The sequence below is a fragment of the Afipia birgiae 34632 genome, from assembly GCF_000308295.2.
Classification (GTDB): domain Bacteria; phylum Pseudomonadota; class Alphaproteobacteria; order Rhizobiales; family Xanthobacteraceae; genus Afipia; species Afipia birgiae.
The window spans coordinates 2,019,732-2,042,595 of sequence record NZ_HG326652.1 but is presented as its reverse complement, the minus strand read 5'-3'; the positions used below and the strand labels follow the sequence as shown (position 1 = coordinate 2,042,595).

General features: G+C 60.9%; 20 protein-coding genes and 1 pseudogene. 14 read left to right on the top strand and 7 right to left on the bottom strand.

The genetic code is table 11. The features are described 5' to 3' along the window. Positions 1 to 177 precede the first annotated feature (177 nt). Together BN32_RS09690 and BN32_RS09685 are read right to left on the bottom strand one after the other, a co-directional pair. Complete coding sequence (locus BN32_RS09690; protein WP_019197978.1) at positions 178 to 1,359, bottom strand: substrate-binding domain-containing protein; 1,182 nt, start codon at positions 1,357 to 1,359, stop codon at positions 178 to 180. A gap of 330 nt (positions 1,360 to 1,689) precedes the next feature. After that, entirely contained in the window at positions 1,690 to 1,953 is a 264-nt protein-coding gene (locus BN32_RS09685) for a hypothetical protein (protein ID WP_019197977.1), read from the bottom strand. Positions 1,954 to 2,405: 452 nt separating this feature from the next. On the opposite strand from BN32_RS09685, the gene BN32_RS09680 reads away from it, so the two are divergent. Further along, positions 2,406 to 2,594, top strand: coding sequence for a hypothetical protein (locus tag BN32_RS09680; RefSeq protein ID WP_244438122.1), 189 nt, complete (start codon positions 2,406 to 2,408; stop codon positions 2,592 to 2,594). Between the two features lie 32 nt (positions 2,595 to 2,626). On the opposite strand, the gene BN32_RS28210 is transcribed toward BN32_RS09680, so the two are convergent. Beyond that, a complete protein-coding gene (locus BN32_RS28210) occupies positions 2,627 to 2,971 on the bottom strand; it encodes a LuxR C-terminal-related transcriptional regulator (protein ID WP_082773547.1) in 345 nt (114 codons plus the stop codon). 127 nt (positions 2,972 to 3,098) lie between these two features. On the opposite strand from BN32_RS28210, the gene BN32_RS09675 reads away from it, so the two are divergent. Next, the gene (locus BN32_RS09675) at positions 3,099 to 3,527 is read left to right on the top strand and encodes a universal stress protein (RefSeq protein ID WP_019197974.1); all 429 of its coding nucleotides are present in this window, start codon (positions 3,099 to 3,101) and stop codon (positions 3,525 to 3,527) included. A 100-nt stretch (positions 3,528 to 3,627) separates the two neighbouring features. Here the strand turns inward: BN32_RS09675 and BN32_RS09670 are convergent, their stop codons facing one another. Together BN32_RS09670 and trhO are read right to left on the bottom strand one after the other, a co-directional pair. Further along, entirely contained in the window at positions 3,628 to 3,846 is a 219-nt protein-coding gene (locus BN32_RS09670; RefSeq protein WP_019197973.1) for a SlyX family protein, read from the bottom strand. Further along, the gene (gene trhO / locus BN32_RS09665; RefSeq protein ID WP_019197972.1) at positions 3,839 to 4,639 is read right to left on the bottom strand and encodes an oxygen-dependent tRNA uridine(34) hydroxylase TrhO; all 801 of its coding nucleotides are present in this window, start codon (positions 4,637 to 4,639) and stop codon (positions 3,839 to 3,841) included. Before trhO ends, BN32_RS09670 begins: the two co-directional genes overlap by 8 nt. A gap of 424 nt (positions 4,640 to 5,063) precedes the next feature. Between trhO and BN32_RS09660 the strand changes: the two genes are divergently transcribed. After that, entirely contained in the window at positions 5,064 to 7,418 is a 2,355-nt protein-coding gene (locus tag BN32_RS09660) for an efflux RND transporter permease subunit (RefSeq protein WP_019197971.1), read from the top strand. A 74-nt stretch (positions 7,419 to 7,492) separates the two neighbouring features. Here BN32_RS09660 and BN32_RS09655 read toward each other — a convergent pair whose 3' ends face one another. Further along, complete coding sequence (locus BN32_RS09655) at positions 7,493 to 7,996, bottom strand: hypothetical protein (RefSeq protein ID WP_019197970.1); 504 nt, start codon at positions 7,994 to 7,996, stop codon at positions 7,493 to 7,495. 303 nt (positions 7,997 to 8,299) lie between these two features. On the opposite strand from BN32_RS09655, the gene BN32_RS09650 reads away from it, so the two are divergent. From BN32_RS09650 to BN32_RS09600, 11 genes and pseudogenes are all read left to right on the top strand, one after another. Next, a complete protein-coding gene (locus tag BN32_RS09650; protein ID WP_019197969.1) occupies positions 8,300 to 9,445 on the top strand; it encodes an ABC transporter substrate-binding protein in 1,146 nt (381 codons plus the stop codon). Positions 9,446 to 9,550: 105 nt separating this feature from the next. Beyond that, positions 9,551 to 10,426 (top strand): branched-chain amino acid ABC transporter permease, encoded by an 876-nt coding sequence (locus tag BN32_RS09645; RefSeq protein WP_019197968.1) that lies wholly within the window; start codon positions 9,551 to 9,553, stop codon positions 10,424 to 10,426. Next, positions 10,423 to 12,201: a branched-chain amino acid ABC transporter ATP-binding protein/permease gene (locus BN32_RS09640; protein ID WP_019197967.1), complete on the top strand. Its 1,779-nt coding sequence runs from the start codon at positions 10,423 to 10,425 to the stop codon at positions 12,199 to 12,201. The genes BN32_RS09645 and BN32_RS09640 overlap by 4 nt, the downstream gene beginning before the upstream one ends. Positions 12,202 to 12,204: 3 nt before the next feature. Continuing rightward, positions 12,205 to 12,933, top strand: a complete 729-nt coding sequence (locus tag BN32_RS09635; RefSeq protein ID WP_019197966.1) for an ABC transporter ATP-binding protein — start codon at positions 12,205 to 12,207, stop codon at positions 12,931 to 12,933. 3 nt (positions 12,934 to 12,936) lie between these two features. Beyond that, positions 12,937 to 14,022 carry a malate/lactate/ureidoglycolate dehydrogenase gene (locus tag BN32_RS09630; RefSeq protein WP_019197965.1) on the top strand — a complete coding sequence of 362 codons (1,086 nt, stop codon included), beginning with the start codon at positions 12,937 to 12,939 and terminating at the stop codon, positions 14,020 to 14,022. Positions 14,023 to 14,114: 92 nt separating this feature from the next. Further along, on the top strand, positions 14,115 to 14,891 hold the full coding sequence (locus tag BN32_RS09625) for an HpcH/HpaI aldolase family protein (protein ID WP_019197964.1): 777 nt from the start codon (positions 14,115 to 14,117) through the stop codon (positions 14,889 to 14,891). An 81-nt stretch (positions 14,892 to 14,972) separates the two neighbouring features. Then, entirely contained in the window at positions 14,973 to 16,496 is a 1,524-nt protein-coding gene (locus BN32_RS09620) for a UxaA family hydrolase (protein ID WP_019197963.1), read from the top strand. A gap of 97 nt (positions 16,497 to 16,593) precedes the next feature. Beyond that, positions 16,594 to 18,312 carry an IlvD/Edd family dehydratase gene (locus BN32_RS09615; protein WP_040425613.1) on the top strand — a complete coding sequence of 573 codons (1,719 nt, stop codon included), beginning with the start codon at positions 16,594 to 16,596 and terminating at the stop codon, positions 18,310 to 18,312. Positions 18,313 to 18,421: 109 nt separating this feature from the next. Further along, the gene (locus BN32_RS09610) at positions 18,422 to 19,678 is read left to right on the top strand and encodes an MFS family transporter (RefSeq protein ID WP_244438165.1); all 1,257 of its coding nucleotides are present in this window, start codon (positions 18,422 to 18,424) and stop codon (positions 19,676 to 19,678) included. A 199-nt stretch (positions 19,679 to 19,877) separates the two neighbouring features. Continuing rightward, positions 19,878 to 21,423 (top strand): annotated as a pseudogene (locus tag BN32_RS28315) (SUMF1/EgtB/PvdO family nonheme iron enzyme). An 8-nt stretch (positions 21,424 to 21,431) separates the two neighbouring features. Beyond that, on the top strand, positions 21,432 to 21,857 hold the full coding sequence (locus BN32_RS09600) for a DUF4399 domain-containing protein (protein WP_019197958.1): 426 nt from the start codon (positions 21,432 to 21,434) through the stop codon (positions 21,855 to 21,857). A 21-nt stretch (positions 21,858 to 21,878) separates the two neighbouring features. Here the strand turns inward: BN32_RS09600 and BN32_RS09595 are convergent, their stop codons facing one another. Then, positions 21,879 to 22,625: an SDR family NAD(P)-dependent oxidoreductase gene (locus BN32_RS09595; protein ID WP_019197957.1), complete on the bottom strand. Its 747-nt coding sequence runs from the start codon at positions 22,623 to 22,625 to the stop codon at positions 21,879 to 21,881. Positions 22,626 to 22,864 lie beyond the last annotated feature (239 nt).

The window sequence follows — 22,864 nt, the reverse complement described above, 5'->3', positions numbered from 1 at the left end:
TGATGCGAGCGGCTTCTTTTCACCTCTCCCCGTTTACGGGGATAGGTCGCGAGCCTTCAGGCGAGCGGGTGAGGGGCTTCTCTTATCGCAAGTCCCGGCCCCTCACCCGGAGCCTTCGCTGCGCTCAGTCTCCGACCTCTCCCCGCAGGCGGGGAGAGGTGAAGAGTTCAGTTGTTCTTACCGCTTGTTCTTGATCGGGATCTGCATGTCCTCGATCTTGAGTTCGCGCACCAGCTCGTTGTCGGCCCAGGCGAGGTTCGGATCGACCTTGACGCGGAAGTGATACATGCTTTGCAGCGCCTGATGATCCTCCTTGCGGAACATCATCTTGCCCTTCGGCGTATCGAACTCCATGCCTTCCATCGCCGCGATCAGTTTTTCGGTGTCGGTCGACTTGGCCTTCTGCACGGCGGTGACCGCCGCCATCGCCGCAGCAAACCCGCCCGCCGTGAAGAAGTCCGGCGGCGCGTTGAAGCGCTTCTGGTGCTCGGTGACGAGCCACTCGTTGATCGGGTTTTTCGGAATGGCGTAGTAGTAGTAAGTCGCACCTTCCAGGCCGGGCAAACGCTTGTAAGCCGCCAGCGCCGGGAGAATGTTGCCGCCGCTCGACAACTCGATGCTGTAACGCTTCGGGTCCATGTCCTGGATCTTGGTCAGCGGATCGCCGCCGCCGGCCCAGATCACCCAGATGATCTTGCGGCCCGGCTTGTCCTTCAGTGCGTCGAACAGGCGCTGGCCTGCGGCGGTGAAGTCGGTGGTCGCGGGTGGAACGTATTCTTCCGCAGCCAGCGTTGCACCGGTCTTGGAGAGGGCTTCCTTGAACGCGGCGACGCCGTCGCGGCCGAACGCATTGTCCTGGCCGAGGGTCGCGATGGTCACGCCCTGCTTGCCGATGGCGACGGCGTTGGAGATCGCATCCTGCGACGAGTTGCGGCCGGTGCGGAAGATGTAGCGATTCCACTTTTCGCCGGTGATGGCATCCGCCACGGCCGGCTCGACGATCAGCACCTTCTTGTTTTCTTCGGCGACCGGCAGCATGGCCAGCGCCGCGCCTGACGCCGTGGTGCCGATGGCGAGATCGACCTTGTCGTCCTGATAGGCTTCGGCGAGTGCGGCCTTGGCGAGGTCCGGCTTGCCCTGATCGTCCTTGGTGATGAGCACGATCTTGCGGCCATCGACCGTCATGGTGTTCTTGGTGGCGTATTCCAGGCCCATGCGCAGACCGTTTTCCGTCTGCTTGGCATAGGCTTCCAGCGGCCCGGTCTTGCCGTAGATCAGCGCGATCTTGAGATCGTCGGCTGTCGCCGGTGCTGCGGCCAGTGCGGCCGCGACGCCTGCGAGAATTGCAATCTTACGCATTGATGTCCTCCCCATTTCCTTGAGGGACGATACATGCTCGCGTCGGAATTACCAATTTTTTTGCGGCGACCGGTTGGGCAGGGAATAATGGCGTTTTAGGCTGTCTTCAGCCTGCGGCGAGGGGCCAACGGCATATCGAGACGATTAGGGCGTGAACCCATAAATTTGGAGTGGCCGGCGGACGTTCGCTTGGGTGCGTATAACAGACTCAAGTCGTGCATCGCGCCTTGTCCGAAAAGTGCCAAGACCGGATATGAAAACCGCGGTTGTCGAAGACTGGTTTTGCCAGATCATCCAGCGTTTCCGACGATAGGTCGATATGGGCAGCGTTTACTTTGGAAGGCATTCCACATTGTAGGCAATGATAATCTGCGCCGGGTCAGCTTTGCCGATGGTCTTCAAGTCTTCTATGCCACTTCTCAGCTTGGCTCCGGCGTCCCTTAAACTTCCTTCAAGCGCCGACTTGGCGGCCCTGCATCGCTCTTCGTTCGAGAACTCTTGAAATACCACGGTCGGACGGAGCCTCCATTCCGCCCTGTCGTTTGTAGCTGCCGGGCTAACTGAGTAGGAGAAGACGTACATCAGTATCCACATCGGTATGCTCCACTTGTGATGCGACGGCAGTGAGGGGGCCTCCCTCCCGTGTTGGGCGCGGATCGGCTTCGCCTCCGTTATTCCGTTGACTTAAGCGCGGCCGAGCACGCGGGCGACAATTCGGCTACCCGCTCTTTGAGGCAACGTACGATGCGCTGGCCACTGGGCCGAAGCCCTCTGCACAAGCGCTCCACGTCGCTTTTGCATTCGCGTGCAATCTTAACGGGGTCGGTCAAACGGTTCTTGGCGAATGCATCTTGACCAGACAACGCGATTGCAATGCCGAGCAACGGACTGAGCCAGTTCATCTCTGACTCCCTTCTAGAAAGCTGTTCACGTGCCTGAGCCCGAGGGCACGATGTTGACCTAGATCAAACCATTGATGGTGGTGACGTTCTTCTTGACAGGTCAATTCCCTGGATTTGATCTATTTCGCCGCGTGAGGGATGCAGATGTCAGACAATCCCATGGACGTAATCGAAGCAGCCATTCGCTCCGCATTCATCAGTTACCCAAAGGAAGATGACCCGGATTGGAGAAGTCCGCATTGGATTAATCCGGAAGAGTGCACGCACCTGGCGCAGGGCATCCTGCTGGAGTTGCAGGCAAAGGGATTTGAAATCGTGAAGAGGCAGACCTGATAGATCGACGGCGGCCCGCGCAATCGGTCGTTTCAGGGCGGCGGTTTGTCGCTGTCGTCCTGTCTACGCTTCGGCCGAGGAGCCAACTCGTCAGCAGCCGTCGTCAAATTGTAAGATGGCCAGAACGCCCACCGCGAGGCGGCTTCTGCGATCTCGGACTGCGAACTGACTTGAAGTTTCTGCAACAGCCGCTTCCGCTGCTCGCCAATCTGGTCGTCTCGTCCGCCGATGTCATGGGCAATGGCATGGTTAGAGTGGCCGCGGGCGAGACGCCGCAATAGGCGCTTTTCACGCGCGCTCAGTATCGGATCGTTTATCAAGCGAAGATCGCGATTGCAGCTAGCACTATGGGGATAAAACCACCGACAATGACGCATAAGCGATAGGCAAGGTCGTCTGCCATGGCACGCACCCGAGCTGTACTTACATGGTAACCGTACACCCGAGGGCGGCGCGCGACATGTGCAGTTTGTGCCATGTTTTTAATTGAGCGGGAGGCGAAGCATGTACCGGCATATTCTCATTCCGACAGATGGTTCGAAGCTAGCGGAGCATGGGGTGGCGCATGGGTTGGCGCTGGCTAAATCCCTTGGAGCCAAGGTATCAGTAATCTTCGTTGTGGAACCGTTTTCAGAAATGACAGGGCGGTTCCGGGAAGCAGTCAAAAATTATGCTGAGCTGCGCAAGGAACAGGCCGCTAGCGCGCTGGAACACGCGGCAAATGGGGCCCAGGAGGCGGGTGTTTCCTGCGAGACGATTCAAGTCGAGAACGGGCAACCCCATCAAGCCATCATCGCAGCAGCCGAGGACAAAGGCTGCGACCTTATTGTTATGTCATCGCATGGTCGCAGCGGACTTTCCATGCTTCTAATCGGCAGTGTGACAAATAAGGTGCTGGCACAAGCGAAGATCCCCGTACTGGTTTGTCAGTGAATGTGACGACCGCTCGATGAGTCAAATAAACGCGCCGGGCGATGTAGATAACGTCCGGTCGCATCAATCCGAATTTGGCTACGTGCTATGAGTCCACACCCTAGTAATGAGGCGGCGGTTCGTTGGCGGGGCCCGCGCCCGATTTCATCTCGGCGTCTTCAAGCCGTTCGCGCAGACTGAGCATCTCGCGGCTCAGGGCATCGATCTGCTTCCACTGCGCGGTGATGGTGTTGTTCAGGGCCTCGATGGTCTCGTCCAGATACGCGATCCGGATTTCCAGTGCGTCGATCCGCGCGGCGGGCGAGGGGGTCTCAGTCATCGGCCTGCTCGCTCATCTCGATTTCGGTCGCGTCGGTGTGATCCGCACCGTCTCCGCGTGATGTTTGACGTTCGCTGAGCCCGTGACCGAGCGCGATGCGCTGGTCGAACACGAAGCATTCGCCGCGCCACAGGCTTTGCGTCTCCGGGATGTCTTCCAGATATTTCAGGATGCCCCCCTTGAGATGGTAGACCTCCTCGAACCCCTGCGACAGCAAATAGGAACTGGCCTTTTCGCAGCGGATGCCGCCGGTGCAGAACATCGCAATTTTCTTGTGCTTGTTCGGGTCGAGCGCCCGGCCGGCGAAATCCGGGAATTCACCGAAGCGTGTGATTTTCGGATCGACAGCGCCTTCGAATGTGCCCATCTCGACCTCGAAGCCATTGCGGGTGTCCAGCAGCAGCACATCATCCTGCTTGATGAGTGCGTTCCAGTCGGCGGCATCGACGTAAATACCGACCTTGGCGTTGGGGTCGGTCTCCGGATCGCCCAGCCGCACGATCTCCTTTTTCAGCCGGACCTTCATCCGGTTGAACGGCATCTCGCTTGCGCCCGAGAACTTCAGTTCCAGATTGTCGAGGCGGCCATTGAACAGCGCGCCGTTCTGCAACTGGTTCATCAGGGCATCGATTGAGACTTCGCGGCCGGCCACGGTCCCGTTGATGCCTTCGGCTGCGAGCAGGATGATGCCCCGCACGTCCAGCGCCACGCACATGTTGCGCAGCGGCTCACGCAGGGCCTCGAAATCGGGGAGTGCGACAAACTGATAAAAGGCGGCGACTTTGTACGACATGGCCCGGGGTTATATCAGTACCGGGCGGGGCGAAAAGAGCAGGTATTCTGCCTCCGTAGGGCTAATGGCAGGGCTGCCTGTTTGCCGCATTTTGGAGCAAATTTGGCCCCATCGGCGGTGTTGCGTCCAGTCAGATGGCTGCCGAACCGTCGCGGGATGTGTCGCGAAAGCCACTTAAACCTGCTTTATTTGGTAGCATGCCTCGCGTTGCCCAGTGCCCCGAATCCGAAGTTCGCTTGATCCCGCAGCACGTTCCGGGCGAACTTCGAATTCGGAAGGGCACTGGAAAAATACGATTCTAGTGTGGTTTAGGTTCGCAAGTCCGCAAGAGAACGCGCCGTAGAAATAATGCGGACTTGCGAACCACCACACTGGGGAATCTGCTAGATAAAACGTCGGCTTACCTCGAATCGGAACTGTCCCGTTGCATCAGATTTCAAAAGAGCCTGTTCAAGGCGATTCCGGAAAGCATCACTTCAGCATCGCATTCGGGCTCGAACGGATCGGTCTGATCGCGCTGCGCGCGCCGAAGCTGGCGGCCACTGTCCTGCTCGCGCTCTGTGTCGTCGCGGTGTTCGGCATTCAGCGCATCAAGATCGACGATTCGCTCAGCCAGCTATTTCGCTCCGATACGCCCGAATACAAACAATATGAAGAGGTGACCAAGCGTTTCCCCTCCAGCGAGTATGACGTGCTGGTGGTGGTGGAGGGCAAGTCGCTGCTGGAGCGTTCCTCGCTCGAGAAAATACGCGATCTCGTCACGGACCTCCAACTCGTGGACGGCACCCGCGGCATCATCTCGCTGTTCTCCGCACGCCAGCCGCCCGAGGGCGGCAAGTTGCCCGCTGCGCTGTTCCCGGAAACGCTGCCGGAAGGTGCGGCCTACGACGAATTCATCAAGCGCGTCCGGGACAACGAGGTCATCAAGGGCAAGCTGCTGTCGGAGGACGGCACGCTGGCGCTGATCGTGCTCGCACTCGATCCCGCGATTGTCGGCAACAAGGGGCTCAAGACGACCATCGGCGAAGTCCGCAAGATCATGAACGAGGATCTTGAGGGCACCAGCCTCAACAGCCAGCTGTCCGGCGTACCGGTGATGCAGCTCGAAATCCGCAACGCGGTCGAGCGCGACGGCCTGACCTACAACATCGCCGGCATTCTCGCCGGCTGCATCATTGCGATCATCTTCTTCCGTCGCATCTCGTTCATGATTGTCGCGGCCTTTCCGCCGCTTTTGGCGATCCTGCTGTCGATCGGCACGCTGGGCTGGCTCGGGTTCAGCCTCAACATGTTCCTGAACGTGATGACGCCGCTCATCATGGTTATCAGTTTTGCCGACTCGATGCAGTTGACCTTTGCGGCGCGCGACCGGCTGATCGCGGGCGAGGACAAATATACCGCCTTCCGCAATGCCGTGCTGGTGGTGGGGCCGGCTTGCGTGCTGACCCACGGCACCGCTGCGCTGTCGTTTCTCGCCCTGCAGTTTTCCGATTCGGACCTGATCCGCACCTTCGGCGAAGCCGGATTGATGGCGACGGTCATCGCGCTGATCGCCGTGCTGTCGCTGGTGCCGGTGTTCGGCGTGCTGCTGGTGCGCAAGGAGAACCTGCTTGCCACCAAGGTGAAGGGTGCGGACCGTGGCGTCGAAGCTTTGCGCGCGTTCTGCGCGTTTATCGCCAAGCGAATGGTCGGCCGTCCCGGTCTTTTCAGCCTGATTGCGCTGCTCGTGGTGTTCGGTCTCGGCATTATCTATGCGAGCCTTGAGCCGCGTTACCGGCTGGCTGACCAGGTGCCGGACAAGCAGCAGGCCGTCGAAGCTTCCAGCCGCCTCGACGCCAAGCTGACCGGCGCCAATCCGATCGATGTGCTGATCGAGTTCCCCAAGGGCAAGTCGCTGTACGATACCGATACGCTGGACACCATCGCTGCCGTTCACTCGATCATTGAGAAACAGGCGGGGGTCGGCAACGTCTGGTCGATCGAGACGCTGCGGCGCTGGCTGGCCGAAAAGGCCGGGCGCTCCGACGTGGCGATCCTGAAAGAATATGTCGATGTGCTGCCGAAATATCTGTCGCGGCGCTTCATTTCCGAGAACCAGGACGCGGTGGTGGTCTCGGGGCGTGTGCCCGACCTCGATTCGAGTCAGATTCTGCCGACGGTGGAGAAACTCGACGCCGCGATGGGCGCGGTCCGAAGCGCGCATCCCGGTTACAACATCGCCGTGACCGGTCTGTCCGCGATCGCGGCGCGCAACAGCGCCAGCATGATCGGCAAGCTCAACCACGGCCTCACCATCGAATTTCTGCTGGTGGCGGTGTTTATCGGACTGGCATTCCGCTCGGTGGTGGTGATGTTCGCGAGCATCCTGCCGGGCATCTTCCCGGTGGTGCTGTCGGGCACCGTATTGTGGCTACTGGGGGAGGGGTTGCAATTCGCCAGCGTGGTCGCGCTCACCGTATCGTTCGGATTGGGATTGAGCGCCACCATCCACTTCCTCAACCGGCTGCGGCTGGAGGAAAAGCCCGGCGTGGACGAGGCGCAGGCGGTCGAGCGTGCCACCGTGCTGGTCGGGCCGGCCCTGATCCTGACCACGGTGGTGCTGGCGTGCGGCCTCGTGGTCACGGTGTTCTCGGACCTGCCGTCGCTGCGCCTGTTCGGCTGGCTCAGCGCCTTCTCCATGATCGCGGCGCTGATCGCCGACCTCTTCATCCTGCGTCCGACGGCGATGTGGCTCATGAGCACGTCGCATCGCCTCAAGGCGGCGCTGCGCAGCAAATAGGCAGACGTCATCCTAAACAGAAAGAAGCCCGCCGATTTCTTATCGGCGGGCTTTTTGATGATGGATTGCAGAGTTTAGTTGCTGCGCGCCAGGCTGATCGTGACGCCGCGAAGCTCGCCCTTGGAGCTGATATTGACCGATTGCTTGTTGCCGCGGGTCGCGACGTTGAAACTCGCTGCGTAACCGTTGGTCTGGACCAGCGCACTGACTTGCCCGTTTGCGATGCTGCCTTCGACGGTGCCGTTGACACCGCGGCTGGCTTCGCTCCACGAACCGGTGATGTTGCCACCCCTGGCCGCGATGTTGCTGGTCAGCTCGAATTTGTAGCTGTCGCTGGCGCAGCGCAGGACCTGATGCAGGTTGTTACCGCTACCGTCCACGGTGTAGGTGCCCCGGCAGCGGATGCGCTCCGTTCCGCCCTCCGCGATGGTGATCGTGCCGTTCCCGGACCAGTTGCCTGCATAATTGGCAAACGGGGCGGAATCGTCGTGCGCGAATGCCGGGACCATCAGAACGGCTGTAGCCAGGGCCGCACTGCGGAAACGCCGAAAATAAAAGCGCGAAGCGGGAAAAGACATTGCAAAACACCATCGGTTGCGGTCGCGATAAGTATTGGTCGCTCATAGCATGCTTTGGTTCACGCGAAAATGTAGCGCAGTGCACCAAAATTGCAAAATCGCCAGAAGGCGTTTCCTGTCATTCTTGTGACGGATGGGCATCAGGCCGCTTCCGGGCGCTGCCTGGTCATTTCGCGCGTTGCAGCGCAATGATCGGATGTTTGAGATAAATCCTCCTCGGATCGGTAGACAATCTCGTTTTTCGGACATCTAATCCTTCTCAAGGCCGGCGGACAAAAGCACGGTCATTTGGGAGGACGACGAATGAAATTAACGCGACGTGATTTCTCTGTCGGTGTCGGCGCAATACTTGCGGCGCCTGCATTCATCAAAAGCGCCGGAGCTCAGGGCGCCACCATCAAGATCGGCATGGTTCTTCCGGTGACCGGGTCGGCTGCGGAGCAGGGCAAGTTCGCGCTCAACGGCGCAAAGCTGGCATTAGAGGCCGTCAACAAGGCGGGCGGGGTTCTCGGAAAACAGGTCGAACTCATCACTGAGGATGACCAGACTACCAATCCAGGTGTTGTGCTCGCATTCTCAAAGCTCGCCGCCCAGCAGGATATCGTCGCGTTCCTCGGCTCGATCCGCTCCACGCAGGTGCATGCGATGGCGCCGGACGTTCTGAAGCTCGGCAAGCCGATGGCGATCGGAGGGACCGATCCCAACCTGACCCATATGGGCAACAAGTGGCTGTTTCGCTTCCGTCCGAACGACAGCTATTCGGGCAGCGTGATCGCCGACTACGGCACCAACACGCTCGGCAAAAAGAAGTGGGCCGTGCTGCATTCCACCGACGCGTTCGGCACGGCAGGCGGCAAGGCGCTCACCGAAGGACTGAGCAAGCTTGGTGTGACGCCGGTGCTGGTTCAGGGCTATGCCAACCAGAGCCAGGACTTCACCCCGGTGGTGCTGGCCATCAAGCAATCCGGCGCTGACGTTCTCGGCTCGTATTTCACTTTCGAGAACGATCTCGGCATCTTCGCTCGTCAGTTGCGCCAGCTCGGCGTCAACATTCCGTGGGTCGGCTCCCCATCCATCGTCGGTGTGTCATCGACGCGCCTCGCGGGCGCATCGCTCTTTGGAACCTACGGCGTTGCTGACTATGCCGAAGAGTCCAGCCCGACGGCCAAGGCCTACGGCAAGGCCTACCGCGATGCCTACAAGCTCGCGCCGGACAACCAGAGCGCATGGACCTATGACGCCGTCACTGTGCTTGCAAAGGCGATGAACACGGCAAAGTCCACCGAGCCGGAAAAGGTCCGCAGTGCGATCCTGGCGATCAAGGGATTCGAAGGCGCTGAAGGCCAATACAACTTCGATGAAAACGGCGACGGCCTTCACGGCTACAACATCGTGAAGAACGACAAGGGCAGCATCGTCTTCGATAAGCATATCGAAGCGAAGAGATAGGCGTGACGGCGGCTTCCCATTCAGGGAAGCCGCCTCGTGTCTGTCAGTTCGTCTCCATGTGGGTCGGCCGCTTGGCAGGCCGGCAATGCCCGAAAGTCGGATGTTATGGATCAGATCCTTCAGTTGCTCTTTACGGGCATCGGTATCGGCTCGGTCTACGCGCTCGTGGCGCTGGGCTTCGTGCTGATTTTCCGCGCAACCAACGTCGTGAACTTCGCCCAGGGCGAGTTTTCGATGGTGGCGGCATTCCTGATGGTGGTGTTTGCCGTCGACCTGCAGTGGCCGTACTGGCTATCGTTTCTGATCTCGCTGGGAGGGATGGCGCTGTTCGGCGTGATCTTCAATCTCGGCGTCTATTATCCGCTGCGCCATCGCACGTTTCTTCCGGTGATCATCGCCACTATCGGCGCATCGATCTTCCTGGCGAATTCGGTGCTGGCGATCTACGGGCCCGCGCCGCAGGTACTGGAGGGCTGGTTCGAGACGCCGGGCATTCAGCTGGGGCCGGTCTATCTCGACAGCCAGTATCTGCTGATCATCGCCGTGACCATCGCGCTGGTGATTTTGAATTACTGGTTCTTCGAGCACACGATGCTCGGCAAGAAGCTGCAGGCGACCTCGCAGGACAAGGAGATGGCGTCGCTGCTTGGCATCTCGGTGTCCAGCATGATCATGATCACGTTCATCTACTCCGCAGTGCTCGGAGGGCTGGCGGGCATTCTGGTGGCTCCAATCCTCTTCGTCTCGATCCAGATGGGCGCGACCATCGCGCTGAAGGCATTCGCCGCCACCATCATCGGCGGCTTTGGTGACGTCACCGGCGCGATCATTGGCGGGATCGCGCTCGGCATCATCGAGACCTTCGGGGCGGCTTACGTATCAGTGCCGTACAAGGATGCGTTCGCATTTCTCGTGCTGATCGCGTTTCTGGTCTTCCGTCCGCAAGGCATCTTCGGCGAACGCGTGGCGGAAAAAGCATGAGCGTGCCCAGCGAAAACATACCCGTCACCGCCACCATGCATTCCACGCCACTGGTGCTGCGCCACTTGCCGTATTTCCTCGCCGCAGCGGTCGCCGTGTTCGCGGCGGCCACGATGAGTTTCGACGGCTATATCCTCAACATCCTGATGCAGGCCACAACGTTCGCCATCGCCGTGTTCGGGCTGTCGGTCGTGCTCGGACTGTGCGGACAGATCAATCTGGCTCAGGCCGCGTTCTTCGGTCTTGGCGCCTATGCCGTCGGTCTCGGCACCGCCGATTACCAGATCAACTTCTGGATCTGTCTCGTTGCCGGTTCGCTGCTGGCGCTGGCCGCCGGCGCATTTCTGGGCATGAGCACGCTCAAGCTTGGCGGTCACTACCTCGCCATGGTGACGATCTCGTTCCAGCAGATCGTGACGCTGGTCATGATCAACGCGATCTGGCTCACGCGCGGTCCCGACGGCATCTCGAATATCGGACGGCCTGCACTGTTCCAATCACAGCAGTCCTTCCTGGCCTTCTGCGTCGCCGCGCTGGCGCTGATCGGATACATTGTCTGGCATCTGCCCGACACGCGGATCGGCCGCGCGATGCGCGCGGTGCGCGATAATGAACTCGCCGCGGGCGTGGCGGGCATCGATATCTTCCGCACCAAGGTGATGGCGTTCGCACTCTCCGCGTTGCTCGGCGGCATCGGCGGCGGGCTCTACGCTGGCGGCTTCTCCTACGTCAGCCCGGATCAATTCTCGTTTGCTGAGTCGATCGTGTTCCTGACCATGGCGCTGCTCGGCGGCGTGGCATCGCCGATCGGCGCCGCCATCGGCACCGGCTTGCTGATCCTCATTCCGGAATGGCTGCGCTTTCTCAAAACCATACCGGGGCTGTACCTCGCCATTTACGGGCTGTTCGTGATTTTGATCGTGCGCTTCATGCCGGACGGCATCTGGGGCTTCGTTCAGGAGTTGATCACCAAATGGCGGGCGAGGACGCCGCCTCATGTCGCAAGTCCGGCATTGCAACTGGTGCCCGCCAAAACCGGCGGGGAGATGGTCCTCGAGGTCACCGGACTGTCGAAACATTTCGGCGGCCTGAAGGCGGTCGATAAGGTTGATCTGTCGGTTCGCCGCGGCGGCGTGCACGCGCTGATCGGGCCGAACGGGTCCGGCAAGACCACCACGCTCAACATGCTGTCCGGGCTTTACAAGACCACGTCAGGAAAGATCGTTCTCGATGGCACCGACGTGACCGACATGCCGGCACATCAGCGCACGGCGGCGGGGCTCGGCCGCACTTTCCAGAATATCCGGTTGTTCCGTTCCATGACCGCGCTGGAGAACGTGGTGATCGGGGCGGAGCGTCCGGGCAATACGCTGATCGGCGAAGGAGGGCAGGACGCACTGACGCAGCGCGCGATGTCTGCCCTGACCTTCGTTGGACTCGGTGGGCGGGCCAACGAACTGGTGTCGAGCTTCTCCTACGGCCATCAGCGCCTGATCGAGATTGCCCGTGCGCTCGCCGGCAATCCGGTGCTGCTGTTGTTGGACGAGCCCGCGGCCGGACTGAATTCCAGCGAAAAGGTCGAACTGCATGACCTGCTCAAGCGCATCGCGGCGCAGGGGCTCACCATTCTCATCATCGATCACGACATGACGCTGGTACGGGAGGCGGCGCAGCACATCACCGTACTGAACTTCGGACGCCGCATCGCGGATGGTGAATCGCTGGCGGTGCTGCAGCATCCCGACGTGATTTCCGCATATCTCGGGACGGAGTGAGACATGGCGCTGCTCGAGATCAATGACCTCATCGTGCTCTACGGCGAAATCGAAGCGCTGCGCGGAATCTCGCTGAAGGTGGACGCGGGGCAGGTGGTGACGCTGCTCGGCTCCAACGGCGCGGGAAAGTCCACCACGCTTCGTGCCATCTCCGGTCTTGCAAAGCCTGCTGCCGGGGAAATCCTGTTCGATGGCAAGTCCATCGTCGGCCTTGGACCGGAAGCCATCGTGCGCCTCGGCATTTCGCATGTCCCGGAGGGGCGGCGGGTGTTTCCCGGTCTCACGGTGAAAGAGAACATCATGCTCGGCGCATCGAACCGCCGCGTTGCGAAGGCCCAACTGTCGCGCGAAGCCGATGCGATGTTCGATCTGTTTCCGGACATCCGCGCGTTCTCCGACAAGCTCGGCTGGACGCTGTCAGGCGGACAATTGCAGATGGTCGCGGTGGCGCGAGGCTTAATGGCGAAGCCGCGCCTGCTGCTGCTTGATGAGCCCTCGCTCGGCCTTGCGCCCGTGATCGTGCAGGCGGTGTTTCGCATTATCGCCGAAATCCGCCGCGACACGACTGTTTTACTTGTCGAGCAAAATGCGCGAATGGGATTGTCCGTCGCCGATTATGGCTACGTGCTGGAGACTGGCCGCCTCGCCCTCGGCGGCAAGCCTGACGAATTGTGGGGTAACGAAGCAATCAGAGCCGCTTACCTAGGCGGCCATACCAAGGCAAACGTCTAAATCATGGTTACAATCAACTCCCAGAAGCTGATCGGCTTCGTCGCTGACATCTTTTCGCGCGCAGGCTCCTCGAAGGCCGAGGCGGAACGCATCGCCACCTATCTGACCACGGCGAATCTGACCGGACATGACAGCCACGGCGTCATCCGCGTCCCGCAATATGTGAAGTGGGCGAAAGAGGGCGCCATCATCCCTGACCAGACCATCAAGCTGGTGGTCGATACGCCGTCGCTGGCGGTGATTGATGGCGGCTTCGGCTACGGCCAGACGGTGACGCCGCAGGCTGTGAGAGTTGGTATCGACAAGTGCAAGGCCGTTGGGCTTTCGGCCATGACGCTGAAGAATTCCGGTCATCTCGGTCGCGTCGGCGACTGGGCGGAAATGGCGGCGGCGGAAGGTCTGGTTTCGATCTTCTTTGTCAACGCGGCGGGCTCGGTGTTGGTCGCGCCTTATGGCGGTGTCGCGCGCAAGCTCTCCACCGCACCGTATTGCGTCGGCATCCCGCGTCCGGGGCAGGGCCCTGTCGTGCTGGACTTCGCGACCTCGATCGTCGCCGAAGGCAAGGTGATGGTCGCGAGCCGGGGCGGCAAGAAACTGCCGAAGGGGGCGCTGGTCGATCAGGATGGCAGTCTCAGCGAAGACCCGCATGTGCTTTATGGGCCTTACGACACGGATGGCCCCCGCGTGCATGCGCAGGGCAAGGGCGCGATCCGCGCCTTCGGCGAACACAAGGGTTCGGGTCTCGCGCTGATGTGCGAACTGCTCGGCGGCGCGCTGACCGGCAACGGGGCGACCAAGACCGACCGGCGTTTCTCCAATGGCATGCTGGCAATCTTCATCGATCCGAAAGTCGTTGATCCTGCGCATTTCTTCGACGGCGAGGTCGCCCGCTACATCGCCTATTTCAAGGATAGCAAGCTGGCGCAGGGCCACGATGCGGTTCTGATTCCGGGCGAGCCGGAAGCGGCGATGCGCGCGGACCGCACCAAAAACGGGGTGCCGCTCACCGAGGAGACGTGGAATTCCATCACGGCCACCGCCCGGTCGGTCGGGATCGATGACGCAGCCGTTGCCAACGCGGCCGGATAGGCCGAGGATTGCGGTTAGCCGGAGGGCTGCCCATGCATAACCCGCGCCCAAATCAAGCAACAACAATCAGAACAGAAACGGGAAACCAACGAATGGCAAACAAGGTCAAGGAAATCTGGGCTGCCGGCAAGGTGGTGGTCAACGGCTGGCTTGCGATCCCCTCCGGCTTCTCCGCCGAGGTGATGGCGCAATGCGGCTTCGACAGCATCACGGTCGATATGCAGCATGGCGTGCAGGACTATCAGTCGATGATCCAGTGCTTCCAGGCGATGCAGGCGCATCCGGTCACGCCGATGGTGCGCGTGCCGTGGAATGAGCCCGGCATTATCGGCAAGGTGCTCGACGGCGGCGCTTATGGCGTAATCTGCCCGATGATCAACACGAAAGAGGAAGCCGAGCGCTTTGTGCAGTATGCGAAGTATCCGCCGCACGGCACCCGCAGCAACGGCCCGATCCGCGCCATGATGTATGGCTCCGCAGGCACCTATCAGCAGACCGCCAACGACGAGACGCTGTGCATTCCGATGATCGAGACGAAAACAGCGGTCGAGAACCTCGAGTCGATCCTGGACGTGAAGGGCGTCGCAGGCGTCTACATCGGCCCGTCCGATCTCGGTTTCTCCTACGGCCTTCATCCGACACTCGATCGAACCGAGCCGGAGATCATCAAGATCTATGAGCGGATCGTGAAGGAATGCGATAAGCGCGGCATTTTCCCCGGCATCCATTGCAGCGGCGCAGCAGGGGCCGCGCTCGCCATTGAACGCGGCTTCAAGCTGGTGACAATCCTGAACGACAGCGGGTTGCTGGCGATGTCCGCCAAGAGCCACATCACGGAGACGCGGAAGAACTCCGGCGGTAAGGCGTAAGTTCTTAACCTCTCCCCGTAAACGGGGAGAGGTAAGAGAGAAAACGTCAGAGCCGAGCCAAAGCCAACAAGGACGATAGCCATGGCCCCGACACCCGTGATCCGTCTGCATTCCGATGACAGCGTGGTGATCGCGCGGACGGCGCTGTTGCCGGGCGCAGAGGTCGCGCCGGGCGTGGCTGCGGCCGAACGGATTCCTGCAGGACACAAGGTGGCGGTGAAACCCATTGCGATGGGGGAACCCGTCAAGCGTTACGGTCAGATCATCGGCTTTGCCACTGTGCCGATTGGTCCGGGTCAGCATGTCCATGTGCAGAATATCGGCATGGGCGAGTTCTCGAAGGATTATGCGTATGGCGTCGACGTCAAGCCGACGCCGAACTTCGATCTGCCCGCGACGTTTCAGGGCATTCGCCGTCCGGACGGGCGCGTGGCGACGCGAAACTACATCGGCATTCTCACCTCGGTGAACTGCAGCGCGCATGTCGCGGGTCTCGTCGCCGACGTGTTCAAGAAGAATCCGTTCACCGGTCACGATCCGCTGGCGGCGTTTCCCAATGTGGATGGGGTTGTCGCGCTGACCCACAAGACCGGCTGCGGCATGACGCAGCTTGAGCCGCTGACGGTGCTGCGGCGGACGCTCGGTGGCTATGCGCGGCATGTGAACTTCTCGCATGTGATCATTCTCGGTCTCGGCTGCGAGATGAACCAGATCGGCGGTTTTCTCGAAGAACAGAGACTCGCGGGGCGTTTGCGGTCGCTCGACATTCAGGACGTCGGCGGCTCGCGCAAGACGGTTGAGAAGGCGGTCGCGTTCGTGCGCGAAGTGCTGGCGGAATCCAACAACATCAAACGCGAGCCGTGTCCGGCGAGCGAATTGATGGTCGCGCTTCAATGCGGTGGCTCGGATGGTTACTCCGGTGTGTCGGCCAATCCGGCGCTGGGCGCGGCCAGCGATCTGCTGGTGCGGCATGGCGGCTCGGTGATCCTGTCGGAGACGCCCGAGACCTATGGCGCGGAACATCTTCTCACACGCCGCGCGGTCAGCCCGGAAGTCGGGGAGAAGCTGGTCGCGCTGATGCGCTGGTGGGAGGACTACACCCAGCGCAACGGCGCGGAGATGGATTCCAATCCCAGCCCCGGGAATAAGGCTGGCGGGCTCACCACCATTCTGGAAAAGTCCCTTGGTGCGATGGCCAAGGCCGGCAGCACCAACCTTGTGGATGTGGTGGGGTATGCCGAGCCGGTGACCAAGAAGGGTTTCACTTTCATGGACACGCCGGGCTTTGATCCGGTGGCCGCGACCGGGCAGGTGGCGGGCGGCGCGAACCTCGTCTGTTTCACGACGGGACGCGGCAGCGTGTTCGGCTGCAAGCCGTCGCCGTCGATCAAGCTGGCGACCAACACGCCGATGTTCCGCCGCATGGAAGACGATATGGATGTCAATTGCGGAACCATCCTCGACGGCGACGAAACCGTTCAGCAATGCGGCCAGCGCATTTTCGAGCTGATCCTGCGGGTGGCCTCCGGCGAGCAGACCAAGAGCGAGGCTTTTGATTTCGGCGCGGCGGAGTTTGCGCCTTGGGTATTAGGCGCTACGATGTAGCGCGCCGGGTGCTCGGAGCAACGATGTAACGGCTGCTTTGCCAGGCTGTTGAAATGCTTCTAATGTGCCGCCGCAAATCAATGCGACGGGAATCACGATGACCAAGGGTCTCAAGAAGGGGCTGACCAGCTACGGCGATCCGGGATTTTCGCTGTTCCTGCGCAAGGCCTTCATCAAGGCGATGGGCTACTCCGACGACGCGCTGGAGCGTCCCATTGTCGGTATCACCAACACCTACAGCGATTACAACCCCTGCCACGGCAATGTCCCGCAGCTCATCGAAGCCGTGAAGCGTGGCGTCATGCTGGCCGGCGCGATGCCGATGGTGTTTCCGACCATTTCTATCGCCGAGAGTTTTTCTTATCCGACCTCGATGTACCTGCGCAATCTGATGGCGATGGATACCGAGGAGATGATCCGCGCCCAGCCGATGGACGCCGTGGTCGTGATCGGCGGCTGCGACAAGACCTTGCCAGCGCAGATCATGGCCGCCGTGAGCGCTGACTTGCCCACCGTGGTCATCCCGGTGGGGCCGATGGTGGTTGGTCATCATAAGGGCGAGGTGCTGGGCGCCTGCACCGACTGCCGCCGCATGTGGGGAAAATTCCGCGCCGGCGAAATCGATGAGGCGGAGATCGAGGCGGTCAACGGCCGTCTCGCGCCGTCGGTCGGCACCTGCATGGTGATGGGCACCGCCAGCACCATGGCGTGCATCACCGAAACGCTCGGACTGTCGCTGCCGATGAGTGCGACGATACCCGCGCCGCACTCCGAGCGTGTGCGTTCGGCTGAGCTCAGCGGCAAGCGCGCCGCCGAGATGGCGGCGGCCGGCGGGCCGCGCCCGAGCGAACTTTTGACTCCAGCCGCGTTTCGCAACGCGCAGGTGGTGCTGCAAGCCATCGGCGGATCGACCAACGGGCTGATCCATCTGACGGCAATAGCCAATCGGACCGAACACCGGATCGATCTCGCCGCGTTCGATCAGCTGGGCCGCGATGTGCCCGTGCTGATCGATCTCAAGCCCTCGGGCTCGCATTACATGGAGCATTTCCATCATGCGGGCGGCGTGCCGAAGCTGATGAAGCAGCTCGGCGGCCTGATTGATCTCGATCAGAAGACGGTGGCCGGCGGCACGTTGCGTGATGTCGTCGCCAATGCTGAGGAAGTTCCGGGACAGGACGCGATCCGGTCGCGCGATAATCCGATCAACCGCGAGGGCGCAATGGCCGTGCTGCACGGCAATCTCGCGCCGCGCGGCGCGATCATCAAGCAGTCGGCGGCGACGCCCAAGCTGCTGCAGCACACCGGGCGCGCGGTGGTGTTCGAATCCGTCGAAGATATGACGTTACGCGTCGACGATCCGAATCTCGATGTGAAGGCTGACGATGTGCTGGTGTTGCGCAATGCCGGGCCGAAGGGTGCGCCGGGCATGCCGGAGGCCGGCTATCTGCCGATCCCGCAGAAGATCTTGCGCACCGGCGTCAAGGATATGGTGCGTATTTCCGATGCGCGCATGAGCGGAACGGCCTTCGGCACGATCGTGCTGCACATCACGCCGGAATCCGCAGTCGGAGGGCCGCTGGCGCTGGTGCAGACCGGCGATATGATCCGGCTCGATGTCTCAAAACGACGCATCGATCTTCTCGTTGATGAGGTCGAACTGACGCTGCGTCAGCGCGTATTGCCGAAGCCATCGGCCCCGGAATGGGCCGCGCGGGGATACGCACATCTGTTTCACGAAACCATCACGCAGGCCGACGAGGGCTGCGATTTCGATTTCATGCGGCGTGCGGGTCCCGCTGGACCTAAGCGGTAGATCTGGCGAAGATCATTCGTTCCGACCGGTTCTCTAACGGAGAGAATGAATGAGCACCATGACGTTGACGGCGGAAGAACACGCGGATCGCCGCCGCCGGATATAGGCAATCGTCGGAAGTTCCTCCGGAAACCTCGTCGAGTGGTACGATTTCTACGCTTACGCGTTCACGGCGCTTTATTTCGCCCACGCATTCTTTCCTGCAGGCAGCCAGACGACGCAGTTGCTCCAGACGGCGGCGGTGTTTGCCATCGGCTTTCTGATGCGGCCGATCGGCGGCTATATTTTCGGCACGGTCGCCGACAGGTACGACCGCAAGACATCGATGGTCACGTCCATTCTGATGATGTGCGGCGGCTCGCTCGCCATCGGCCTGCTGCCGACCCATGACACCATTGGCGTCGCGGCGCCGATCCTGCTGCTGTTGGCGCGGATGGTGCAGGGGCTTTCGGTCGGTGGCGAATATGGCACGACCGCAACCTACATGAGCGAGGTCTCGCTTCCGGGCAAGCGCGGTTTCTACGCATCGTTCCAGTATGTCACGCTGATCGGCGGACAATTGCTGGCGTCGCTCGTCGTGCTTGTCGTTCAGCTTTCGATGTCGGATGAGGATCTGCGCGCGTGGGGCTGGCGTATTCCGTTCCTGATCGGCGCGCTGTGTGCGGTCGTCGCGCTGTACCTGCGAATGTCGCTGCACGAGACGTCGTCCGAGAAGAGCCGCTCCAAGGAAGGCGCGGATTCGCTGCGCACCATCTTCACCCATCACCTGAAGCCGTTCCTGCTCGTGCTCGGGTATACCGCGGGTGGATCGCTGATCTTCTACACGTTCACCACATATATGCAGAAGTATCTGGTGAATTCGGCGCATATGGACCACCGCACCGTCAATGTTGTCATGAGCGCGGTGCTGTTCACCTACATGATCATGCAGCCGCCATTCGGCGCGCTGTCGGACAGGATCGGGCGCCGGACGCAGATGCGGATGTTCGGCGTACTCGCGACGGTCTGCGTCGTTCCGCTGATGTATGCCATCGGCGGGGTGACCAGTCCTTATATGGCTTACATCCTGATCGTGCTCGCGCTGGCGATTGTCTCGCTCTACACGTCGATCAGCGGTGTTGTGAAAGCGGAGATGTTTCCGCCCGAGGTGAGGGCGCTCAGTGTCGGCTTTGCCTATGCCATCGCAAACGCCTTGTTCGGCGGATCGGCTGAATACGTCGCGCTGTGGTTCAAGGACTATGGCATGGAGTCGAGTTTCTTCTGGTACGTAACCATACTGTGCGCCATCGCGCTGCTCGCGGCGATGTTGATGCCGGACCCCAAGGTCAAAGGGTACCTGCACGGTCACGAGTCCGATCCGGACTGACAGAGGACACCCTCCGGCTTAGCTTTATGGATTAGGTTCCTCACACCATCAGGCAGGTGCGTTGACCCATTGGGAACCGCACGAGTCCGTTCAGGTGATTGTCGGACCGGAGTGTTAGGCGTAGTTTTCGCGCCTGCCGCCGTGGAGCGGCAAGAAGACTGGTTGCTCGCCTTGGTATTTCGATGGTGAGGCGCGGAGCATGCGCGGCGAAATTCGTCACATCCATTCGGGAAACGACAGGGACAGTTCGCACGACGCGACACCGCGCCGCCTCGCGGCTATCATCGCCGGTGACATCTCGGGCTATAGCCGCCTGATGCAGATCGATGAAGACGGGACTTACGCGCGGGTCAAGCGTATCGAGCGCGATCTGATTGAGCCGACCATCGCGGAACATCACGGCAGGCTGATCAAGACAACGGGTGATGGCTTCATTGCGATCTTTGACAGTCCGGTTGAGGCCGTCCGGTGCGGTATTGTCATTCAGCAAAGTATGGTCGGTCGGAATGCGTCGCTGCCGCGCGAGCATTGGATCGTATATCGTATCGGGGTCAATCTCGGCGACGTCATCATTGAAGATGAGGATGTGTACGGCGACGGAGTGAATGTGGCTGCGCGCCTCGAAGGAATTGCCACCCCAGGGCAGATTTTCATTTCCGGCGGCATCTATGAGCAAGTCAAACACAAGCTCGTTTGCGGCTATCAGTCACTCGGTGACCGTCAGGTCAAAAACATCACCGATCCGGTGCGGGTGTACCGGGTGTTGCCAGATCCGTCGGCAATGACAGAGAGCCGCATACGGCCAGTGGTTGCACTGTTGGTCACGGCGACCGTTGTTCTTTTCGCTCTCGCAGGCGGGGCTCTTTGGTATCTCGTGGCTCGACCGGACGGCCAATTGACCAGCCGCCCGCCCGTTGCAATCCAGCCTCCTGCAGATGTCGCGAAGGCGGCGCCGACGCCTGCGGTTCCTCAGATGCCGCCAGCGCCTGCGGTTCCTCAGACGACGCCGAAAACATCCGTCACGACAGCAGCGCCGGCGATGAAGCAGCCCTCATCGCAGCCGGTCAGGGAGCCTGAGATGGTCTCGCTTCCCGGTGGCAGTTTTGCGATGGGCAGCAATGATGACATCACGGAAAAGCCTGTTCACCAGGTTGCGATCAAGCCATTTTCCATCGGCAAGCATCCCGTCGCCGTGCGGGAATGGAACGAGTGTGCGGAAGCAAAAGCCTGCGGCTTCAAGGCACACAGGGAAGGAGGAAGCTCCAGTCACGGACATCAGCTGGGACGACGCAAAACAGTTCGTCACGTGGCTCGCGCAGGCGACGGGGAAGAGCTACCGGCTTCCGAGCGAAGCGGAATGGGAATACGCCGCGCGTGGCGGCACCCAGACAAAATACTGGTGGGGTGATCAGTTCCGGCCCGGCATGGCCAATTGCAAGAACTGTATCGATGGTGTTGCCGGCGAGCAGCCGCTGAAGATCGGTAGCCTCAAGGCCAATCCGTTCGGGCTCCACGACATGGGCGGTGGCGTCGACCAGTGGGCTGAGGATTGCTGGCACAAGAACTATCAGGGCGCGCCCTCCGACGGCTCGCCCTGGATCGCCGACGGTGATTGTTCCTTGCGCGTGATCCGGTCAGGCTCGTGGCGCAACGATATGCGGTCCGCCCGGCCGGCGAATCGGGATCGATATGACGTCGCGGTGCGCTATCCAACCCACGGCTTCCGCGTTGCTCTCTCCCGTTAGGAGGCGTCATGGAGACCATCAGGATCATCATCGTATCGGCGGCGTTGTCGTTGACGTCGTTCGCCGCCTATGCGCAAGGAGTACCGGCGGCGAAGGACGCCTATCTCTATTTCGTCTGGCCGCAGGATGGCACAGTGATCAAGGGCGCGTTCTGGGCGCGCTTCGGGCTGCGCAATATGGGTGTGACTCACGCGGGCGACAATTTCGCCAACAGTGGCCATCATCATCTGCTGGTCGATGTGAACGAGCCGCTCGATCCCAAGGAGCCGATACCGCAAGACAAGGCGCATCTTCACTTTGGTGCGGGGCAGACCGAAGCTCGTATCGAGCTGCCGCCCGGAAAACATACGCTTCAGCTAGTGCTGGGCGACGCCAAGCACTATCCCTTCGATCCGCCAGTCGTGTCGAAGAAGATCACGGTGACGATCAAATAAATCGTGATGCGTCCATTCGGATCAGTATGTCGCGCGGCCGCCCGAGATGTCGAACACCGCGCCCGTGGTGTAGAGGCATTCCTCGGAGGCCATCCACGCCACCAGCGATGCGAGTTCTTCTACCTTGAGGAAACGTCCGCGCGGGATCTTCGACAGCATGAAGTCGATGTGCTGCTGGGTCATCTGGTCGAAGATCGCGGTCTTGGCGGCGGCAGGGGTCACGGCATTGACCGCAATGTCGGTGCCGGCCAGTTCCTTGCCGAGCGATTTGGTCAGCGCGATCACGCCGGCTTTCGACGCAGAGTAGTGCGACGCGTTCGGGTTGCCTTCCTTGCCGGCGATGGAGGCGATATTCACGATGCGCCCGTAGTTCTGTTTCATCATCACGGGCACCACGGCGTGGCAGCAGATGAAGGGGCCGTCGAGGTTGATCTTCATCACCTGCCGCCATTCGTCGTAGGACAGGTCAGCGACCGTCTTGTTGACGCCGGCGATGCCCGCGTTGTTGACGAGAATGTCGATGCGGCCGAACGCCTTCAGTGTTGCGTCCCGCGCCGCCTCGACCGCGGCGGGATCGGTGACGTCGACCTTGAGCACGGTCACAGCCGATCCAATGTCCTTCGCGGTTTTTTCCGCAAGTGCCTGGTCGAAATCCCAGATCGCCACCTTGGCGCCCGAGGCGGCAAAGCGTTCCGTGATCGCGCGGCCGAAACCTTGCGCGCCGCCGGTGACAACGGCGAACCGTCCGCTCAAATCGATCTTGTTCAAGGCGTTTCTCCCGATTGTTGTTTCGTCATCCTTCGAGGCTCGAGCTAAGTGCGCTCGCACCTCAGGATGACGGGGTATGCATCCTTCTCTCCGTCACCCTGAGGTGCCGACGCGGAGCGGCGGCCTCGAAGGGCGATGGCAAACCATTAAAGCGTCCAGCCGCCATCGATGACGTGGGCCACGCCGGTGGTGAAGGCGCTTTCGTCACTGGCCAGATAAGGCGCGAGTGAGGCGATTTC